The 16,665-nt window shown below is 64.8% G+C and carries 19 protein-coding genes and 2 pseudogenes; 8 read left to right on the plus strand and 13 right to left on the minus strand.

Translation table 11 applies throughout. From position 1 onward, the window contains the following. From A5709_RS26100 to A5709_RS26115, 4 genes are all read right to left on the minus strand, one after another. On the minus strand, positions 1-487 hold a 487-nt coding region (locus A5709_RS26100), incomplete at its 3' end, for a fatty-acid--CoA ligase (RefSeq protein WP_067944322.1). After that, positions 484-1,887 carry a FadD3 family acyl-CoA ligase gene (locus tag A5709_RS26105; protein WP_068123600.1) on the minus strand — a complete coding sequence of 468 codons (1,404 nt, stop codon included), beginning with the start codon at positions 1,885-1,887 and terminating at the stop codon, positions 484-486. The genes A5709_RS26105 and A5709_RS26100, both read right to left, overlap by 4 nt. A 41-nt stretch (positions 1,888-1,928) precedes the next feature. Continuing rightward, positions 1,929-3,119, minus strand: coding sequence for an amidohydrolase family protein (locus tag A5709_RS26110; protein ID WP_067944300.1), 1,191 nt, complete (start codon positions 3,117-3,119; stop codon positions 1,929-1,931). Between the two features lie 83 nt (positions 3,120-3,202). Further along, positions 3,203-3,625, minus strand: coding sequence for a lipoprotein LpqH (locus tag A5709_RS26115; RefSeq protein ID WP_067944301.1), 423 nt, complete (start codon positions 3,623-3,625; stop codon positions 3,203-3,205). Between the two features lie 107 nt (positions 3,626-3,732). On the opposite strand from A5709_RS26115, the gene A5709_RS26120 reads away from it, so the two are divergent. Then, a complete protein-coding gene (locus tag A5709_RS26120; RefSeq protein ID WP_067944302.1) occupies positions 3,733-4,479 on the plus strand; it encodes an enoyl-CoA hydratase/isomerase family protein in 747 nt (248 codons plus the stop codon). 101 nt (positions 4,480-4,580) lie between these two features. Then, complete coding sequence (locus tag A5709_RS26125) at positions 4,581-4,904, plus strand: hypothetical protein (RefSeq protein ID WP_082953596.1); 324 nt, start codon at positions 4,581-4,583, stop codon at positions 4,902-4,904. Here the strand turns inward: A5709_RS26125 and A5709_RS26130 are convergent. Continuing rightward, a complete protein-coding gene (locus A5709_RS26130) occupies positions 4,820-5,521 on the minus strand; it encodes a TetR/AcrR family transcriptional regulator (protein ID WP_067944306.1) in 702 nt (233 codons plus the stop codon). The genes A5709_RS26125 and A5709_RS26130 overlap by 85 nt on opposite strands. 195 nt (positions 5,522-5,716) lie before the next feature. On the opposite strand from A5709_RS26130, the gene A5709_RS26135 reads away from it, so the two are divergent. Further along, positions 5,717-7,012, plus strand: a complete 1,296-nt coding sequence (locus tag A5709_RS26135) for a cytochrome P450 (protein WP_068012562.1) — start codon at positions 5,717-5,719, stop codon at positions 7,010-7,012. Position 7,013: 1 nt separating this feature from the next. Here the strand turns inward: A5709_RS26135 and A5709_RS26140 are convergent, their stop codons facing one another. From A5709_RS26140 to A5709_RS26155, 4 genes are read right to left on the minus strand one after another with little or no spacing between them, the layout of a single operon-like run. Then, complete coding sequence (locus A5709_RS26140; RefSeq protein WP_068012564.1) at positions 7,014-7,307, minus strand: cytochrome C oxidase subunit IV family protein; 294 nt, start codon at positions 7,305-7,307, stop codon at positions 7,014-7,016. Continuing rightward, positions 7,307-7,903 (minus strand): cytochrome c oxidase subunit 3 family protein, encoded by a 597-nt coding sequence (locus A5709_RS26145; RefSeq protein ID WP_068012563.1) that lies wholly within the window; start codon positions 7,901-7,903, stop codon positions 7,307-7,309. Before A5709_RS26145 ends, A5709_RS26140 begins: the two co-directional genes overlap by 1 nt. Further along, the gene (locus tag A5709_RS26150; RefSeq protein WP_068012565.1) at positions 7,903-8,730 is read right to left on the minus strand and encodes a hypothetical protein; all 828 of its coding nucleotides are present in this window, start codon (positions 8,728-8,730) and stop codon (positions 7,903-7,905) included. Before A5709_RS26150 ends, A5709_RS26145 begins: the two co-directional genes overlap by 1 nt. Positions 8,731-8,735: 5 nt before the next feature. After that, a complete protein-coding gene (locus tag A5709_RS26155) occupies positions 8,736-9,521 on the minus strand; it encodes a hypothetical protein (RefSeq protein ID WP_067944329.1) in 786 nt (261 codons plus the stop codon). 100 nt (positions 9,522-9,621) lie between these two features. Between A5709_RS26155 and A5709_RS26160 the strand changes: the two genes are divergently transcribed. Beyond that, a complete protein-coding gene (locus tag A5709_RS26160) occupies positions 9,622-10,224 on the plus strand; it encodes a TetR/AcrR family transcriptional regulator (RefSeq protein WP_067944311.1) in 603 nt (200 codons plus the stop codon). Positions 10,225-10,233: 9 nt separating this feature from the next. On the opposite strand, the gene A5709_RS26165 is transcribed toward A5709_RS26160, so the two are convergent. Then, positions 10,234-10,614, minus strand: a complete 381-nt coding sequence (locus A5709_RS26165) for a hypothetical protein (RefSeq protein ID WP_197501116.1) — start codon at positions 10,612-10,614, stop codon at positions 10,234-10,236. Positions 10,615-10,830: 216 nt separating this feature from the next. On the opposite strand from A5709_RS26165, the gene A5709_RS26170 reads away from it, so the two are divergent. The 3 genes from A5709_RS26170 (at position 10,831) to A5709_RS26180 (ending at position 12,898) form a co-directional block, all read left to right on the plus strand. After that, positions 10,831-11,628 (plus strand): hypothetical protein, encoded by a 798-nt coding sequence (locus tag A5709_RS26170; protein WP_068123605.1) that lies wholly within the window; start codon positions 10,831-10,833, stop codon positions 11,626-11,628. After that, a complete protein-coding gene (locus A5709_RS26175) occupies positions 11,625-12,242 on the plus strand; it encodes a hypothetical protein (protein ID WP_067944316.1) in 618 nt (205 codons plus the stop codon). The genes A5709_RS26170 and A5709_RS26175 overlap by 4 nt, the downstream gene beginning before the upstream one ends. 134 nt (positions 12,243-12,376) lie before the next feature. Next, positions 12,377-12,898, plus strand: a complete 522-nt coding sequence (locus tag A5709_RS26180; protein WP_067944334.1) for a hypothetical protein — start codon at positions 12,377-12,379, stop codon at positions 12,896-12,898. Positions 12,899-12,932: 34 nt separating this feature from the next. On the opposite strand, the gene A5709_RS26185 is transcribed toward A5709_RS26180, so the two are convergent. From A5709_RS26185 to A5709_RS26195, 3 genes and pseudogenes are all read right to left on the minus strand, one after another. After that, on the minus strand, positions 12,933-14,672 hold the full coding sequence (locus A5709_RS26185; protein ID WP_067944318.1) for an MCE family protein: 1,740 nt from the start codon (positions 14,670-14,672) through the stop codon (positions 12,933-12,935). After that, positions 14,673-15,938, minus strand: coding sequence for an MCE family protein (locus tag A5709_RS26190; RefSeq protein ID WP_067944320.1), 1,266 nt, complete (start codon positions 15,936-15,938; stop codon positions 14,673-14,675). Continuing rightward, positions 15,935-16,474 (minus strand): annotated as a pseudogene (locus A5709_RS26195) (mammalian cell entry protein); the annotation flags it as partial. The pseudogene A5709_RS26195 and the gene A5709_RS26190, both read right to left, overlap by 4 nt. A 1-nt stretch (position 16,475) precedes the next feature. Between A5709_RS26195 and A5709_RS27845 the strand changes: the two are divergent. Beyond that, positions 16,476-16,665, plus strand: a pseudogene (locus tag A5709_RS27845) (mammalian cell entry protein); the annotation flags it as partial.

A 16,665-nucleotide genomic window follows, 5' to 3' on the forward strand; every position in this document is an offset into this window, starting at 1 on the left:
GCTCCGACATGATCAGCACCTCGTGCTCATCGTCGAAGGCCTGGAAGATCCAGGTCTTGCGGATGCCGGCCGCGACGAATCTGTCGGTGGCCGAAGCGACTTCGGCGGCCAGCGCGGACACGTCGTGCACGGAGGCGATGGTGGCGACCACGACGCCGGGTGCCTCGGGCGTCGCGGCCGGCGCCCGGACGAACCTGTCGACGATCTCGCCGGCGAAGACCGCCGGGATGTCGTCGACGCCTGCCGCGTCGAACCAGTCGAAGAAGACCCGCGAGCGCAGCAGCTCCACAATCGGCTCGCGGCTGTGGACTCCGATCATCACCAGCACGCGGCCGTAGTCGTGCGTCGAGGTGTAGACCAGGACGTGGTGGGCGCCGATGTCGGCCAGGGCGGCTTTCCTGCGCTCGAGCAGAGGCCATACCCGGCTGGGATCCGGAACGCGGTAGTCCGACGCGATCACCATCGAATGAATGTCGCCGTCACTCAACGGAGTTGATCCTTCATCACTTTCCCGGTGGCATTGAGCGGCAGCTCGTCGAGAAACTGGATGGATCTCGGCGCTTTGAATCCAGCCATCCGCTCTCGGCACCATATCAGCAGGTCATCCTCGGACACCTGCGTTTTCGTTACCACGAAGGCCTTGCCCACCTGGCCGAGCCGGTCATCGGGGACACCGACGACCGCGGCTTGCGCCACCGCCGGATGCTCCAGTAGGTAGCCCTCGATCTCCGCCGGGTAGGCGTTGAACCCGCCCACGATGAACATGTCCTTCTTGCGGCCATTGATCCGGAGCCGGCCCGACGCGTCGAGGCGGCCCAGATCGCCCGTGTGCAACCAACCGTCCGTGTCGATCGCCGCGGCGGTGCCCTCCGGGTCGTCCAGGTATCCCTGCATGACGCCGTAGCCGCGGACCAGCACTTCGCCGTCCCCGGCGATGCGCACCTCTACCCCCTCGCACGGCAGCCCCGCGGTGGTGGCCACGTCCTCGAACGAATCGCCGGGCCTAGACAGGGTGACGTTGCCCGCCTCGGTCAGTCCGTACCCGGTCATCAACGTCTGGAAGGGCAATTCGCCGTGGATGCGACGGACCAGTTCCACGGGGATGTCGGCCGCGCCGGTCACGCCCGCCCGCAGCGTCGAGAGCTTGGACTTGTCGCCGACCGTCAGCAACGAGTGGTACAGCGTCGGCGGACCGGGCAGCATCGTGACACGTTCGCGCTCAACGAAATTCACCACCGTGTCGACGTCGAAAACCGCGACGGGCAGCATGGTCGCACCGCGGAGAAACGACGTGATCAGCCCCGCTTTCAGGCCGAACGTGTGGAAATACGGGTTGATCTGCAAATAGCGGTCACCCGGGCGCAGATCCGCGAGCGTCGCCCACTCCTCGTACATCCGCAGCGTCTGGCGATGGTTCATCATCGCGCCCTTCGGGCGGCCGGTCGTGCCCGAGGTGAAGATGACGTCGGCAATGTCGGTGCCACCCACCGCGCATTCGAACGGGGAGCCGCCGGAGAGAAAGCCGGATTTCAGATCGATGGCCGGTATCCCGGCGGGCGCGGTGTAATCCTGCCCGAGAAAGCCCTTCTGGACCAGGACGGCCTTTGCCTTGCTGCGGGTGATGATGTCGCCGGCTTCGTCGGCCTTGAACCGGGTGTTGACCGGAACCAGCACGCCGCCTGCGGTGAGCAGTCCGAAGGCCGCGATTATCCACTCCGCCGAGTTGGGCGCCCAGATGGCGACCCGATCACCCTTTCCGATCCCGAGCTCAGCGAAGGCACCTGCGGCGCAACGGATTCGCGCCACCACTTCGGAGAAGGTGAAGCGCAGCGGACCGTCCACGATCGCTTCCGCGTCGCCGAAGCGGTCCGCCGCGCTCAAGACCATCTCGGGGATGGTCTGCCAGTCAGGTCCGATTGGCCGGTCTGTCACACCGTGACGAGCCGAGCGAGGTTGCCGCCCATGATCTTCGCCTGGTCGTCGGTCGACAGGTGCGACAACGCCTCGATGTAATAGGTCGGCTCCGCCAGCCCCTCCGGGTGCGGCCAGTCCGAGCCGTAGAGCACCTGATCCACACCGACGAGGTTGACCAGGTCGTCGATGCCGTCCTCGAAGAACGGGCTGACGTGAATCCGACTCTTCACCATCTCGACCGGGTCGCTGGGGAACGCTTCCGGGGCCTTGCGGAAGACCTCGGCGAGGCCGTCCAGCAGCGGGGTCATCCACTTCGAACCGGCCTCGACGATCGCGACCTTCAGCTTCGGGTGGCGATACAGCGCGCCGTGGATGACCCACGAGCCCACCGCGTCCTGGATGGGCCGCCACTCGTTGAGGATGCCCATCGCGTTGGTCTGGAACGGCAGCATCTCCTGCTCGGCGCCGTCCCACTCGGAGGTGTACCGCGAGTAGCCGCTGTCGCTGGAGTGCATGCCCACCAGCACGTCGTGCTCGACGACCCGCTCCCAGAACGGGTCGAACTCGGGTACCGCGAACGACCGCGGACCGCGGAAACCGGGGACCGGCGCCGGGCGGACCAGGATGGCGCGGGCGCCACGCTTGACCGCCCACTCCAGCTCCTCGATCGCCTTTTCGACGATGGGCAGGGTGATGACCGGGGTGGTGAAGATGCGGTTCTGGTAGTTGAAGCCCCAGACCTCGTCCAGCCACTCGTTCAGCGCATGGATCAGGACGTGGATGGCTACCGGGTCGTCACGCAGCCGCTCCTCCAGGAGGCTGGCCAAGGTCGGGAACATCAGGGTCTTGTCCAGGCCCAGCTCGTTCATCGTCTCCAGGCGTGGGCCGGGTTCGAAGAACGCCGGGATCGCGCGCATCGGCTCGCCGAACAGCTCGCGCTTGCTCTTGCCCTCGGGGTTGCCGTACTTGAAGTACTCCTCCCAGGCCCCGGGCCTGGCGACGACCTCGAAGGTCGGGTTGGGAATGTAGTTGCTGATCTGGCCGCGGATGGCGATCTTGGTGCGACCGTTGATCTGCACGTACTGGACGTAGTCCTTGTACTCCTTGGGCAGGAACTTGGTCAGCGCCTCCGGCGGCTCGTAGAGATGGTTATCGGCGTCAAAGATCGGGAACGGGACGTCCACCCTGTGCGACAACTGGCCCATGAAATCCTCCTTCGCAATTTTTGAGAATTGTATTCTCTGCAGGTGTCGAACCGCAACGCACCCCGTGGATCGCCAGGGGCGGATCAGCAAGCGATGACGATTTTGAAGGTGGCCGTGGTGGGTTCGCTGGGTTTGTCGGCCTTGGAGCCGTGTGCGGTGCCGGTGATGGTGAACCTGCCGCCGTTCAGACTCATGTCCGCGTCACCTTCGCCCCCGCGCGAGTACATGCCGGTGAAGTTGCCCAGATTGCGGATGTGGACCGACTCGGCGGAAACCGGGTCGGCTCGCTCGTCGATCACGACATTTGCTCCGGAGAAGTCGCCGCCGATGTCGATCGTCCGGGTCCACTCCCGCTGACCGCATTTGACGACGTTGAACTTCGTGTCGGTCCCATTGACGGTCACGGAGGCGGTGCTGGAGATTTGGGTCGGCGGCCGCGGGGTGCATGCGCCGAGCATGGTGACCCCCAGTGACGCCGCGAGCATTGCCGCAATTCGATCCCGCATGGGCGCCCCTGTCTTCGCTGACGATAGCTCTTCGGCCTGCGGCGACGATGTTATTCTCGCACCGAGAGAATGCCAATCCCGTCTGTCTTTCCAAGGAGCGATCACGCATGGTGGACCTGGAGATCGATGACGGGTTAGCGGTGCTGACCATCGATCGCCCGCACGCGCGCAATGCCATCGCGCTGGACACCATGCAGCAGCTGGAGAAGGCGCTCGACGCCGCGGCGGGCGCCAAGACCCTGGTGATCAAGGGGGCCGGTGATCGGGCTTTTGTATCCGGCGGCGACCTCAAAGAGCTGCGCGCTCTGCGGACCGAAGAGGATGCCGCGGCAATGGCCAAGCGGATGCGCGCGATTTGTGACCAACTGGCCAGCTTCCCGGCCCCGGTGATCGCCGCGCTGAACGGCCACGCCTTCGGCGGCGGCGCCGAGGTTGCCGTCGCCGCCGACATCCGGCTGGCGGCCGACGACATCAAGATCGCCTTCAATCAGGTGGACCTCGAGATCATGCCGGCCTGGGGCGGCGCCGAGCGGCTGGCGGAGCTGGTCGGAAAGAGCCGGGCGCTGTTGTTGGCCGGCACCGGCACCGCCCTCACCGCGGACGAGGCCGAGCGAATCGGCTTGGTGGACCGGGTGTTCCCCCGCGCGTCCTTCGACGAAGGATGGCAGTCCATCGCGAGGTCGCTGGCCCGCCACCCCGCAACCGAGATAAAGCGCGTGATCAGCGGAGTTTCGGCGGACGAAGCGATAGCATCCTTCGCACGGCTGTGGGTTGCCGACGCACACTGGCGGGCCGCAGAGCGGGTGATGAACCGCACGACGAGTGCGCGACGGGCGGCCGGAGGAGCGAAATGACGGTCAGACGGTTGGGCGTGTGCGCACTGTCTTTGTCGGCAGCGCTGGCGGGTGCGACCGGTTCACTCGTGAGCGCCGGCCACGCCCATGCCGACCCGGTCATGCATCACGTCACCTACACGGTCACCGCGCAGAATCCCATCTACACCGACATTTACTACCTGGACCACCAGCCGGAGAAGTTCTCCGATTACAGCCACAACCCCTACTCGTTCACACCGCATGTCGATGTCGACCTGGCCCCGGGCAAACCGTGGAGCTTCGATCTGGACATGTCGGACCCCAATGATTACGCGATGGTCGTGGCGAGCACGGGCACCGAGCCCGGCACGCCTGGGCTTCACTGCGACTTGGCGGTCGACGGGTCCGTCGTGGTATCCAAGGACGGCCCCAAGGGCGTGCTCTGTTCGCTGCGCAACTGGTGAACCACCCAGGCACGCGGCATACCGGGGATGGGTTGCGGCTCGCCTTCCAGGCGGCGCAGGTGGCTCTCGACCAGCGCCATGGTTTCGGCGTGCCCGCCGGACATGCCGATCGCCTGCTCGAGCACCAGCATCCGCGACAGGCTGGTCATCAGCACCGTCCAGACCACCGGCGGCATCTCGGAGGTGTCCTCGCCGTAGCGTTGCAGCGCGGCCGCCACCGCTTCGCGCTGTTCGTCACGGAAACGCTCGGCGTAGTAAGCGATTTCGGCTCGCATCTCCTTGCGATGGTTCGCCAGCGCCATGAATTCCATGGAGATGCGGGTGAACCCCGGATCGGTGCCGAATCTCCACAGCGCCCACAACGGCTGCGGCGACTGCAGCGCTGCGGCCTGAAACCGCAGGCCTTCCTCGGCGCGGCGCCGGAAGACTTCGAGGAACAGGTCCTCCATGGTGCGGAAGTAGTAGTGCACCAACTGGGGCTTCAGCCCGGCCTTGCCGGCGAGGCGACGCGACGTGACGGCGGCGTAGCCCTCTTCCAGCATCAGCTGTTCGGCCGCGTCGAGCAGCAGGCCGCGATTCTTCGCGTCCGGCGCTCCAATCCTGCGAGCCGATGTCATGTCCCCGCTCCGTAGTGTGTGCCATCCCCGTATCGACCCCACGGATCGTATCGCGGTGCGGCGCCCTCGATCTTGACCCTGACATTACCGTCATGCTAAGCAGGTGCTCAGCACAATTTCGGTTCTCGAAATCGGGCGGCGCCAAACCTGCCGCCGTACACCGCCGGTAATCCAGCCCAGGGGAGACGCAATCCGATGAGTGACTATGAGTCGATCGACTTCTTCACCGATCCGTCCCTGGTCCCAGATCCGCACCCTTACTTCGACTACCTGCGCGGTCAGAACCCGGTGCTGCGGCTGCCGCACTACGGCGTCGTCGCGGTCACCGGTTACGACGAAGCCTGCGAGGTTTACAAGGATCCGGAGACGTTCTCCAACATCGTCGCCCTCGGCGGACCGTTCCCGCCGCTGCCCTTCACGCCCGAAGGCGACGACATCGGTCCCCAGATCGATGCGCACCGCAGCTCTTTTCCGATGTTCGAGCACATGGTCACCATGGATCCGCCGGAGCACACCAAGGCCCGCTCCGTGCTGGCCAAGCTGCTGACTCCAAGCCGGCTGAAGCAAAACGAGGAGTTCATGTGGCGGCTCGCCGACCGCCAGCTAGACGAGTTCCTGCGCAACGGCGAGTGCGAGTTCATCGCCGAGTACTCAAAGCCCTTCGCCACCTTGGTGATTGCCGACCTACTTGGCGTGCCGGAAGAGGATCATAAGGAGTTTCGCAAGGTCCTGGGCGCCGATCGCCCCGAAGCGCGGGTGGGCGCGTTGGATCACGAGTCGGTCGGTATCAACCCACTGGAGTGGCTCGACGACAAGTTCTGCAACTACATCGAGGATCGGCGGCGCTCGCCCCGCGGCGACGTGCTGACCTTCCTGGCGGAAGCGAAGTATCCGGACGGCTCGACGCCACCGGTGATCGAGGTGGTCCGCTCGGCAACGTTCCTCTTCGCCGCCGGACAGGAGACCACCGCCAAGCTGCTCAGCGCCGCCCTGCAGGTGCTCGGCGATCGCCCCGACATCCAGCAACAGGTGCGCGAGGACCGCAGCCTGATCCCCGCGTTCATCGAGGAATCGCTGCGCATGGACAGCCCCGTCAAGAGCGATTCGCGTCTGGCCCGCCGGGCAACGAGCGTCGGCGGTGTCGAGATCCCCGCCGGCACCGTGGTGATGGTGCTACCGGGCGCCGCCAACCGCGACCCCCGCCGGTTCGACAACCCGCACGAGTTCGACTTGCGCCGCAAGAACGTTCGCGAACACATGGCGTTTGCGCGGGGCGTGCACTCGTGTCCCGGTGGGCCGCTCGCCCGCGTGGAGGGGCGTGTCTCGATCGAACGGATCCTGGACCGGATGCCGCACATCGAAATCAACGAGGTCCATCACGGGCCGGCCGCCGATCGTCGCTACACCTACGAGCCGACCTACATCTTGCGGGGCCTGAGCGACCTGCACCTGAAATTCACCACCGCGGACGCGATCGCGTCCGTGGGCTGAGTCAAAGCGTCATGCCGACGAAGTAGCAGCCGAGCAGGGCGGCGGCCATCAGCACCACCCACGCGTCGGTAAGCCGGCACAGCAGCACCGGAGCGTTTCGGACCTCCATGAACTCACGAAAGATGATGCGCACCTTGACAAGTGCGATCACTATGACGCTCGACGTGACCATTGCACTTGACTTCAGCGTGCCGGCCCGGCCTCCCGCGGAGTGGTCTATCCACAGGTAGCCAAGGGTGAGGGCCGCCAGGATCGTCCATACCATCAGCAGTCGTTTGTTGAACTTGATTCCGATCACCTCACCACGTAGAGCAGCGCAAAAATCAGCACCCAGAGGAAATCAACGGTGTGCCAATAGGTCGCGCAGGTTTCGACGAGCTGCTGCGATTCGTTTGCTTCGTGCGCCTTTCGGGTCTTTTCGCGAAGTTGGTAGACGATGACGCCGAGGGCGACGAAGCCGATCAGCAGGTGCACGAAGTGGATGCCGGTGAGAAAGAAGTAGTAGGTGAAGAAGTCGTTGCTGTTCAATCCATTTCCCGTGCGCACCAAGCGGGCCCACTCGAAGACCTTGAAGAAGAGGAAAATCGCTGCGAATGCGGCCGTGATGAACACCTCGCGCAGCGCCGCGCGGTAGGCACCGGCCCGCGCCGACTGGACACAACGCGCCACCGACCAGGAGCTCAGCAGCAGAACCAGGGTGTTGACAACCCCGACACGTAGGTCGAGGTGGGCCTGCGCGTGCAGGAAGAGCTCGGGACTTCGGGCGCGGTAGAACAGGTAAAAGCCGAAATACCCTGTGAAAACCAGCGTCTCGAACAACACGAACGCCCACATGTCGGGTTGCCCCGGCACGAATCGGGCACTTTGGGGCGCTTCGCTGAGCTCAGCCATCAGGCCGCGGCCCTGACATCGGCGTGCCCGGCTTTCCATTTACGCGGCAGCTCGGGCAGCGGCCCGGTGCCGAAGTCCTCACGGCGAATCATTTGAAAGAGCATGACGATGAAAGTCACCTGGTAGACGCCGAACACGACCATGTCCAACCACCAAGCGATCTGACCGTTCCAGGCCAACACCCCCCGCTGGAAGATCCAGCACGGTGACACGACAACCTCGGTCAGGGCGTTGCACAGATTGAGATAGCCAAACCACTTAGGGAACACCCGATTCTTGTCGAGCAGAATCGCGACCATCCAGATCAGCGAGCCGATCAGGAACACTCCCATCGTCCCGTCGAACGACAAGAAGGCGAAGTCGTAGAGCCATCCGATCGCTTCGGGGTCACGTTCCGGTCGCAGGGTCCCGACGATCAGCGCGATGCAGAGCAGCAGCATCCCGGGAACCGCACTGAGCGAATAGATGATCAGATACGAATAGCCGAACGCGCGGCTGACGGACATGCGTCGCATCGAGTACGCGATGAGGGCATTGTTGATCGCGATCATCCCGCTGATGGCGAAGATGACACCGAAGCCAAAAGGTATGCCTAAGTGGCGTTCAGAGAACCAGTGGACCTGCGTCGCGAGGTCCCAGGTGGGCTGCGGCGGCGGCTGGACTTGCGCCACGACGAAGAACATCGGGAAGAAGACGTTGTAGAACACGATCATCGTCCACCACGCCAACCAGAGCTCGCGCTTGGGATTGTGCCGCAGATGCCATGCGATTCGTTGATGCGGTGGGCCCTGGGGCGGCGTCGCCAGGGACTTCGGCGCCGCGGTCACGCCGCTCACGCGGTGACCAGTTCGCCCGGCTGCCCTCGGTTCTCGGCGCGTTCCCGATAGATGGCTTGTCCCAACACCACGCCCATCACGACGATCCAGACGGCAATGGCAACGTTTTTCACCCAGAAGGACAGGAAGCCGTCCCAGGCCAGCGGGCCGGTCAGTGAGATACCGACGAAGGCCGCGGGCACCAGTGCGACCGCCACCAGGAGGTTGAAATGGGCCACCCAACGGTTGAAGACCGGGCGCGGTTGATCGTCGAAATAGATTGCGAGGGACAGGATTACGCTTTGCCCGATCAAGAACGGGACCAGGATGGTGAAGGTCATCCAACCGAAATCGTTGAGCAGCTGGGTCAGCTCCGGGCTGCGTTCCGGGCGGAAGGCGGCCAGCAACCAGCAGACGTTCGCAACGAGGAAAAGAGTCGGGCCGCCTGCCACGCAGCCCAGCATCGCGTAGGAGAAGATCGGTGTGCGATGAGCCATTCGGCGGATCTGCAAGACGATGAGAGCCAGAATCGGCACCAGGCACACGCCAAACCAGTTGAACAGAATCATGCTGTACCGGATCTCCGGGAGGTGTGCCGGATCGCGATAGAAAGCGGCAACCTGGTCCGCCGGCATCGTGGGCGACATCGGCGGGTTGAAGCCCGGAAACAGAAGGAACGAGGCGACCCATAGCAGCAGCGCCATCGGCAGCGTCCAGAGCAGGATCAGCTCGCCGTCGGTCCGGCGCGGCGCGGGCCGCGTCAGCCCCTGGCCTCGTGCATCGCCACCGTCGACGTCGGACATCAGCGCTCCCTCCCGCACGAGATCCGTCACCACCCGGCTAGTCAGCCGAAGCTAGCCGATCGGCTAGCTTGGAGTCAATATCGTCGTCTAGTCTCAGTGGGTGGGAACAGCACGCCAACCGGTCACCGGTGGACAATTCGGGCTGATCGAGCACAGCGCGGCCCGGACGCGAGTACTCGACGCCGCGTTGGATCTGTTCGCCACGCACGGTGTCAGCGGTACGTCGTTACAGATGATCGCGGACTCCGTCGGTATAACGAAAGCCGCTGTCTACCACCAATTCCGGACCAAAGAGCAAATCGTCATCGCCGTGACCGAGCGCGAGCTCGGCCGGCTCGAGCCGGCACTCGAGGAGGCCGAGGCATACGGCGACGGGCCTCAAGCACGAGATGCGTTGTTGGTACGCGTGATTGAGATGGCCGTTCGCGATCGCCGGTTGGTGCGCACGCTGCAATTCGATCCTGTGGTCGTTCGATTGCTGGCCGAGCACAAGCCGTTTCAATTTTTCATGAATCGCCTGTACCGGGTGCTGCTGAGCGATGCGGGCCTGGACGGGCGGATCGAGGCCGCCATGTTCTCCGGCGCGCTCGCCACCGCCGTCATGCATCCGCTGGTGGAAGACATCGACGACGGCACTTTGCTCGCCAGGGTTACCGACTTGAGCCGGCGCCTGCTAGGTCTGCCCCGGGGACCCCAAGGCTGACCAGAGCGGCTAGGTGTCGGCGCGGACCCAGGTCATAACGCCGTCGTGGGCAAAACAGATCAGGAACAGGCCATCGGGCGCTTGCGCGACGTAGTTCTGGTAATTCTGGCAGTCGGCGCCTTCGTCCTTGACTCCCGCCATCGGAGGTGACCGGAACCAACGCGGCTGGTATCTCCTCGGCGAGCCGCAGAACATCAGACGTCCGGGCTCCGAGGCGAACGAAACGTAACCGTCGGTTACACCGAACGCGTAGTAGGTGGTGTTGTCACAGGGCGCGCCCAAAACCTGATGCGGCATGATGCCCGGGGTGCAGGCGGGGTAGTCACAAACGGTCGGCCCGGCCGACGACGGCGCCGCCAGCACACCGGCGCCGAGCAACGCGGCAGCCATCGCCACGATGAATCGCACCCGATTACTTTGCCACACCTGAAAAGAAAATTCTCCTCCTTGGAGAAGATCACCCGGACCGAACGGCGTCGGCGCCGGGCTACCGCGGCGGGGTGCCGTCCCGCCCCGCGACGACCGCGCATTTCCGCATGTGGGGGGCACCAAGGCGGCGGCCGATGCCACGGTTGAGGCCGGGCCGAAGTGATAAGCTGCTTCTCCGTGCACGATCCGGAGGGGCCCGACGCCGACCAGTTCGATGACCCGGCGGACGTCACCGATCCCGACGAAACACAGTCGCGCTCAGGGGTCGCCTCCGGCGCGGTGGCGCCCATCCCGGAAACCGATCCGGAAGACGAAGTTGCCGAGGCGGAAGCGCGCGCCCAGGCGGCTCGGGCACGCCTCGCCCGGCTGCGCGGGGCAGCCGAAACCGAGAAAGCGGACGACCACGCCGCTTCCCAGGATGCCGAGCAGCGGCCCGCAAAGTCGATCCGGGCACGACTACGGTTGCCGCGGCGGCCACGGTGGCTCCGGCGCCCGAGGCGGAAGACCATAGCCACCGCCGTCGGCATCGCGCTCTTCTCCGCTTCCCTCGCAGCGAGCGGTTACATGGTGTCGCAGCACCGCACCACGGTGCACAAGCAACGGCTCGCGGCAGAGTTCACTTCCGCAGCCCGGCAAGGGGTTACGGCGCTGATGTCGATCGACCCCGATCATGCCAAGAGGGATGTTGAGCGCATGATCGATGCCTCCACCGGTGACCTCAACAGCCAACTGTCGGCGATGTCGCTGCTCATGGTCAAGAAGGCAGAGGACACGAAGGTCGGCAGCAAGGTGACCGTGGAAGCCGTCGCTGTCGAGTCGTTGGGCGACAATTCTGGAGTCGTGCTCGTGGCGGCGAAAACCGATGCCATCGGGCCGGATAACGCCAAACCGCCACCGGCTTTATTTCGGCTCAGCGTCACGATGGACCGCGCAGGCGGGCAGCTCAAGATGTCGAAAGTTGATTTCCTGTCATGACTGTCGAGCCCGGGCCGTCGCTGGACAGCATGGAATCCGCACCGTCCGATGAGACGGGGTCGTCATCGGCTTCCGCCGGATCGGCTCCCGACAACCGACGGGCCACGATCAAGCGCTGGAGCCTACGGTGCCTGGCGAGATGCCGTTCGATAGTTGCGACCGTGTTGGTCGTTACCGCGATGGGCGTCGCCGCCGGTCTGTACCTCCATCTCTACCGGCCGGATCAAGAGGTCGGCGACGCGGCGGCACGCCGGGCAATCCAGGCTGCGTCAGAAGGTTCGGTGGCGGTGCTGTCGTACGCTCCCGACCACCTGAACCGTGATTTCACCAAGGCGAAGTCATATCTCACCGGTAATTTTCTCGCCTACTACACCAAGTTCACAGAACAGATCGCCGCGCTGGCACAGCAGAAGCACGTCACGGAGACAGCCAAGGTGGTTCGGGCCGCGGTTATGGAGCTGCACCCGAATTCGGCAGTGGTGCTGGTGTTCATCAACCAGACCGCCACAAGCAAGGAAAAGCCAGAACCGCAGACAACCGCGAACGGCGCCCGGGTGACCTTGACGAAAGTCAAGGGCTCCTGGCTGATCTCGAAGTTGGAACCGCTGGCGTGAGCCCTTTCCATTTTGGTTCGATCGCCATTTTGTCGGAGCGGAAGCGGTGTTAATCTCATTACACGAATAGCCGCACGCAATGTTGATACCGCATTAACAATGGCGGTTAGTTGAAGCGGGTCAAGGAGCGCCTGATGCGATCAGTTCGAACACTCACCACCGCAACGCTGGTCGCTGCCACCGTATTTGGTGGTGTGGGCACGGCATCCATCGCTCGGGCGACAACCAAGGAAGAAGTCGCCGTCAACGGCACGTTCCGCGTTACATCCATCGGCGATTATGCCCAGCGCAACGATCAGTACTTCGGGGAGCCGACGGTCGTCCAGACGTGGACGATCAGCTCGACATGCGAGACGTTCCAGGAATGCCACGGCACGTTGAGCAGCGACCAGGGCTGGACGGCGCCTCTCTACATGAACGACGGGGAGATGTGGAAGGCCAAACGCGAGGTGCCGAACTGGGAGCGATGCGAGGACGGCACCGCGTTCAACGGACAGCAGACCTTTTTCTTCTATCCGGTCAACCAATACGGCGGCTACCAGCTCGGGTCGTCGACCTACGCCGGAAAGGACAAGACGGTCGGCCCGTCCGGTGCGTGCGGGCAAAACCAGTGGCTTGACATCACGATGCCGTTGCGCCTGGACAAGCTGAGCTGACCGGGCCTTCGTAGCTTTACTTTTCGGGGCGGCCTCAGGTTGGGAGCATGTCCTGCCACGTCTTGGGTGCTTTCGGGGCAACGAGATCCGACTGCTGGTACAACTTGCCGTCCGGACCGACGTAACGACCCGTATGCGGGTCATACCGGGCGATGGTGACGGACGGCGGCACTGGCTTGCCGGCCCCACCACCGAATGAGCTCGGCGCCGCCTGCGGCCCACCGCCGCCGCCCGCATCTGCCGGCGCGGCGTCGGGAGGAGCGGGCGCGGCGGGGGGCGGAGGAAGTTCGCCGGCCGCAGGAACGTCCAGTGGCGCTATGGGCGGAAGGTCAGCCGACATTCTCGACATGGGCGCCAGCGGAGGTGGTCCCGACGACGGTGCGGGCGGTACAGCCGCTCCAACCGTTCCCGGTGGTGGATTTTCCCCCCGCGGCCCCGCCGGTGTGCCGCGCGGCACCGCCCCCGGCGGCAGCGGCGTTCCCTCCACCGGGCCGAAGATTCTGTCGTTGGAGGTGATCCGGTCGTCGGGCGGGACGCCCTGGGAGAGCAGGTTGGGGTCCAGCGGATAGGGGCCGAGGACGTGCTGGCGCATCGCCAGCGGCATGTACGGTTTGTCGCTGTTGCAGATTTCGACGGTGGGCGCGCGCTTGCCCGGGTGGCCCATGCAGGGATAGTTGCGGGCACCGCGAACCGAAAGCGGTGAGTCCTGCGGGAGTTTGCAATACAACCCGTCCGGGGTGTCGATGTCGGTGAGATCGTCCGGGGATCGCCACGTGTTGGGGGGCATGAATCCGACAGTACAAATCGGCGGATCATCGATCGTGAGCGCAAAGTCGCCCTTGGCCAGACCGTCGGGATCATTGGTGGGGGAAGCAGCCTGCTCGATGGCAACCGCCGAGGGCAGCAGCACCAGCAGTTGCTCCAGCGAGGGGTGGTAGGTGATGCCGATCTGCCCGATGGTGGTCAGGTTGGCGAGCAGCACCGGCAGCGTCGGTTTGATTTGTTCAAGAAGACGGGAAGCTTCGTTCGCGGCCTCGGGGCCGTTTTGCAGGATGGTCCGGAAGTGGGAATCGTTGTTCACCAACACATCCGAGATGCCGGCGAGGCTACGCGCCCACGTCCTGATCGAATCGGTGGTCTGCGCCTGGGTGTCCAGTAGCGGCCCGGTGTCTTCGGTCAGGGCCCGAGTGCGATCGACGACGCCGTTGGCGTCGCGGGACAACGTCTGCGAAGAATCGATCAGTGACCCCAGGTCGTAACCGGCGCCATTGAAGCCCTGGAAGGACTCGTCGAGCAACTGACCGAGCTTGGTCTTCGGTATGCTCTGAACCAAGGCATTGAGCTGGTCGAGCATCGGGCCAACCGGCTGCGGAATCCGGCTGTCGCGCACCGAGATTACCGAACCGTCGTGCAGGTAGGGCGGTGAATCGGTCTTCGGCCGGAGGTCGACGTACTGTTCACCCACCGCGGAAACACTGAGCACCTCCGCTGTCAGGTCCGCGGGGACCTTCGGCGAAGTGGCAAGCGACAGCGTCGCTTTCGCGCCGGTTGGAGTCAGCCCCACCGAGGTAACCTTGCCGAGCTGGACCCCGCGGTAGGTCACGTTGGAGAACCGGTACAGGCCACCGGCGGCTGGCAGCTCCAGCGTCACCGTCATCCGGCCGATGCCGAGCAGGGTGGGCGCCTGGATGTAGAAGAGCACCATCGCGATCACGCCGACGGTCCCCGCGATCGCGAAGACCGCAAGCTGGATACGAACGAAGCGCGTCAGCATCTATCCACCCGCTCCCGTCGGTGGCGCCTCTGCGGGGGCCGGGGCTTGGCCAAGGGCCCCGTCCGGCGGAGCCGCGGCCGGGGGCGGCCCGGGCAGCGGAGCCGTACCCGGCGGCGGCCCGGGCAGCGGGGGGAGGCTGGCCGGGTCGACCCACGGCGGCCTGATGGGCGAATGCAGCGGATCGTGTGTGTAATTCAGGTAATACGGCTCCCCCGGTGCTGGCGGCTCCGGCTGGTCCAGCTGCCCCCAATGGGTCCCCAGCATCAGTCCTCGCTTGAGCCGTGGAATCGAGAGATCCAGGTCGACGTGCAGGTTGAAGTAGTCGCCCCGGACCGCCCGGTCGACGAAATTCTGGGTGAACGGGAACACGAACCCAGCAGCGACGGCCGTGCCCAACTCCGGTCCGACATCGGCGAGCGCCTTGATGGTCGGCTCCAAGTTCTTGAGATTCTTCACCAGGTCGGCCTGAGTGTCGTTGACCAATCGGGTGGCGGTGTTGCTGAAGACGCGGAGCTTGTCCAGGGCGGCAGTGAGCCGTGGGCGCTCCTTGATCAGCACATCGAGCGCGGGCGGAATCTTCTGCAGCGCCTGGGTGAGAACGTCGCGTTGGCCGGCGAACGTCCCGGCGAGCCGGTTCAGCGCCTGGATGGAGTCGACGAGGTTGTTTCGCTGGTCGTCCAGCGTTCCGACGAAGGTGTCGAGACGAGTGATCAAGTCACGTACCGCGCCCTCGCGCCCGGACAGAGCAGCGGAGAAATTGTGGATGATCTCCCCGATCTGTCCCAGCCCCCCGCCGTTGACGACCGCGCCCAGCGACGACAGCGTCTGTTCCGTCGATGGGTAGGCGGACGACCGACTCAACGGGATGGTGGCGCCCGGCTGCAGCCGTCCGCTGCCCTGTTGACCGGGGGGCGTATTCAGCTCCACATGCATCGACCCCAGCAGGCTGGTCTGACCGACGGTGGCCACCACGTTGGCCGGGACGACGACATCGCGTTTCACCGAGATCTCGACGTCCGCGTGCCAGCCTTGCACCCTCATCGTGCCGACGCTGCCAACGACGACGTCGTCGATCATCACCGGCGAATTCGACTCCATCGTGCCGACATTCGGGAGTTCGACGTGGTAAATGTTGGCCCCCGGCCCGCGTCCGACCGCGCCGGGCAGCGGCAGCGAATTCAGGCCGTGGAATGCGCATCCCGTCGCCGTCACCACCACACAGCAGCCGATGGCAAACACCCGGCGCGCCGCGATCCGCGCGATCATTGTTGTGGCCGATCGGCCGGCAGCAGCATGTCTGACGTGCTCTGCGCTGGGGGCGGAGGTGGCGGCATCGGGGTCGACGGCGGGGGCGGCAGCGGCATCGCCGCGCCCGGTATGGGCGCCGGCGGCACCGCCCCCGGCGGTCCAACCGGATCACCGGGCAAACCGGTGTAGGCCGACACCGCGGGCGGGATTTCGGGTGGTCCAGGTTTCGGGCCCTCACCGCCGGGCGCCAGCCGGGCTTCGCTGTAGACGATTTTGGACGGATCCACGGACTTCTGCAGGAAGATGTTGATGGGAATTGGCAGGTTGTTGAAGTTGAGTAGCCGCAGGCCAGGACCGAGAAATAGGGCACACAGCTTCCCCGATTCGACCGCAGTGACGTTCTCGATGGCTCCGATTTGGTCGCAGCCCGGGAAGGACAGCAGAAGCTGACCGCCCCACGTCGGGTTCGCGAAGTTCATAATCCCGAAGCCGCCCACGATGGTTCCGGTGTCGGCGTTGTAGTCGTTGAAGAAGTTGCCGAGCGCGTTCGGCGAGGTGCAGCGCTTCATCGCCGGGACGCGCAACCAGACCAGCGAGCAGATCGCCCGGCTGGCCGACGTGACGCAGAACCTGGTCGATCACCACATGGATCTGGAAAACATCCTGCACACCTCGCCGAACGCGCTCGGCAACTTCTTCAACGACTACAACGCCGACACCGGAACCATCGTGGGCGGCTTCGGGA

Source organism: Mycobacterium sp. E1386 (assembly GCF_001672745.1).
GTDB lineage: Bacteria > Actinomycetota > Actinomycetes > Mycobacteriales > Mycobacteriaceae > Mycobacterium.

Excerpts from the sequence above, each read along its gene's own strand:
- A5709_RS26130 (WP_067944306.1), bottom strand. The coding sequence starts at position 5,521 with ATGACATCGGCTCGCAGGATTGGAGCGCCGGACGCGAAGAATCGCGGC.
- A5709_RS26135 (WP_068012562.1), top strand. The coding sequence starts at position 5,717 with ATGAGTGACTATGAGTCGATCGACTTCTTCACCGATCCGTCCCTGGTC.
- A5709_RS26105 (WP_068123600.1), bottom strand. The coding sequence starts at position 1,887 with ATGGTCTTGAGCGCGGCGGACCGCTTCGGCGACGCGGAAGCGATCGTG.
- A5709_RS26120 (WP_067944302.1), top strand. The coding sequence starts at position 3,733 with ATGGTGGACCTGGAGATCGATGACGGGTTAGCGGTGCTGACCATCGAT.
- A5709_RS26180 (WP_067944334.1), top strand. The coding sequence starts at position 12,377 with ATGCGATCAGTTCGAACACTCACCACCGCAACGCTGGTCGCTGCCACC.
- A5709_RS26190 (WP_067944320.1), bottom strand. The coding sequence starts at position 15,938 with ATGATCGCGCGGATCGCGGCGCGCCGGGTGTTTGCCATCGGCTGCTGT.
- A5709_RS26175 (WP_067944316.1), top strand. The coding sequence starts at position 11,625 with ATGACTGTCGAGCCCGGGCCGTCGCTGGACAGCATGGAATCCGCACCG.
- A5709_RS26165 (WP_197501116.1), bottom strand. The coding sequence starts at position 10,614 with ATGGCTGCCGCGTTGCTCGGCGCCGGTGTGCTGGCGGCGCCGTCGTCG.
- A5709_RS26145 (WP_068012563.1), bottom strand. The coding sequence starts at position 7,903 with ATGGCTGAGCTCAGCGAAGCGCCCCAAAGTGCCCGATTCGTGCCGGGG.
- A5709_RS26115 (WP_067944301.1), bottom strand. The coding sequence starts at position 3,625 with ATGCGGGATCGAATTGCGGCAATGCTCGCGGCGTCACTGGGGGTCACC.
- A5709_RS26185 (WP_067944318.1), bottom strand. The coding sequence starts at position 14,672 with ATGCTGACGCGCTTCGTTCGTATCCAGCTTGCGGTCTTCGCGATCGCG.
- A5709_RS26110 (WP_067944300.1), bottom strand. The coding sequence starts at position 3,119 with ATGGGCCAGTTGTCGCACAGGGTGGACGTCCCGTTCCCGATCTTTGAC.
- A5709_RS26125 (WP_082953596.1), top strand. The coding sequence starts at position 4,581 with ATGCATCACGTCACCTACACGGTCACCGCGCAGAATCCCATCTACACC.
- A5709_RS26155 (WP_067944329.1), bottom strand. The coding sequence starts at position 9,521 with ATGTCCGACGTCGACGGTGGCGATGCACGAGGCCAGGGGCTGACGCGG.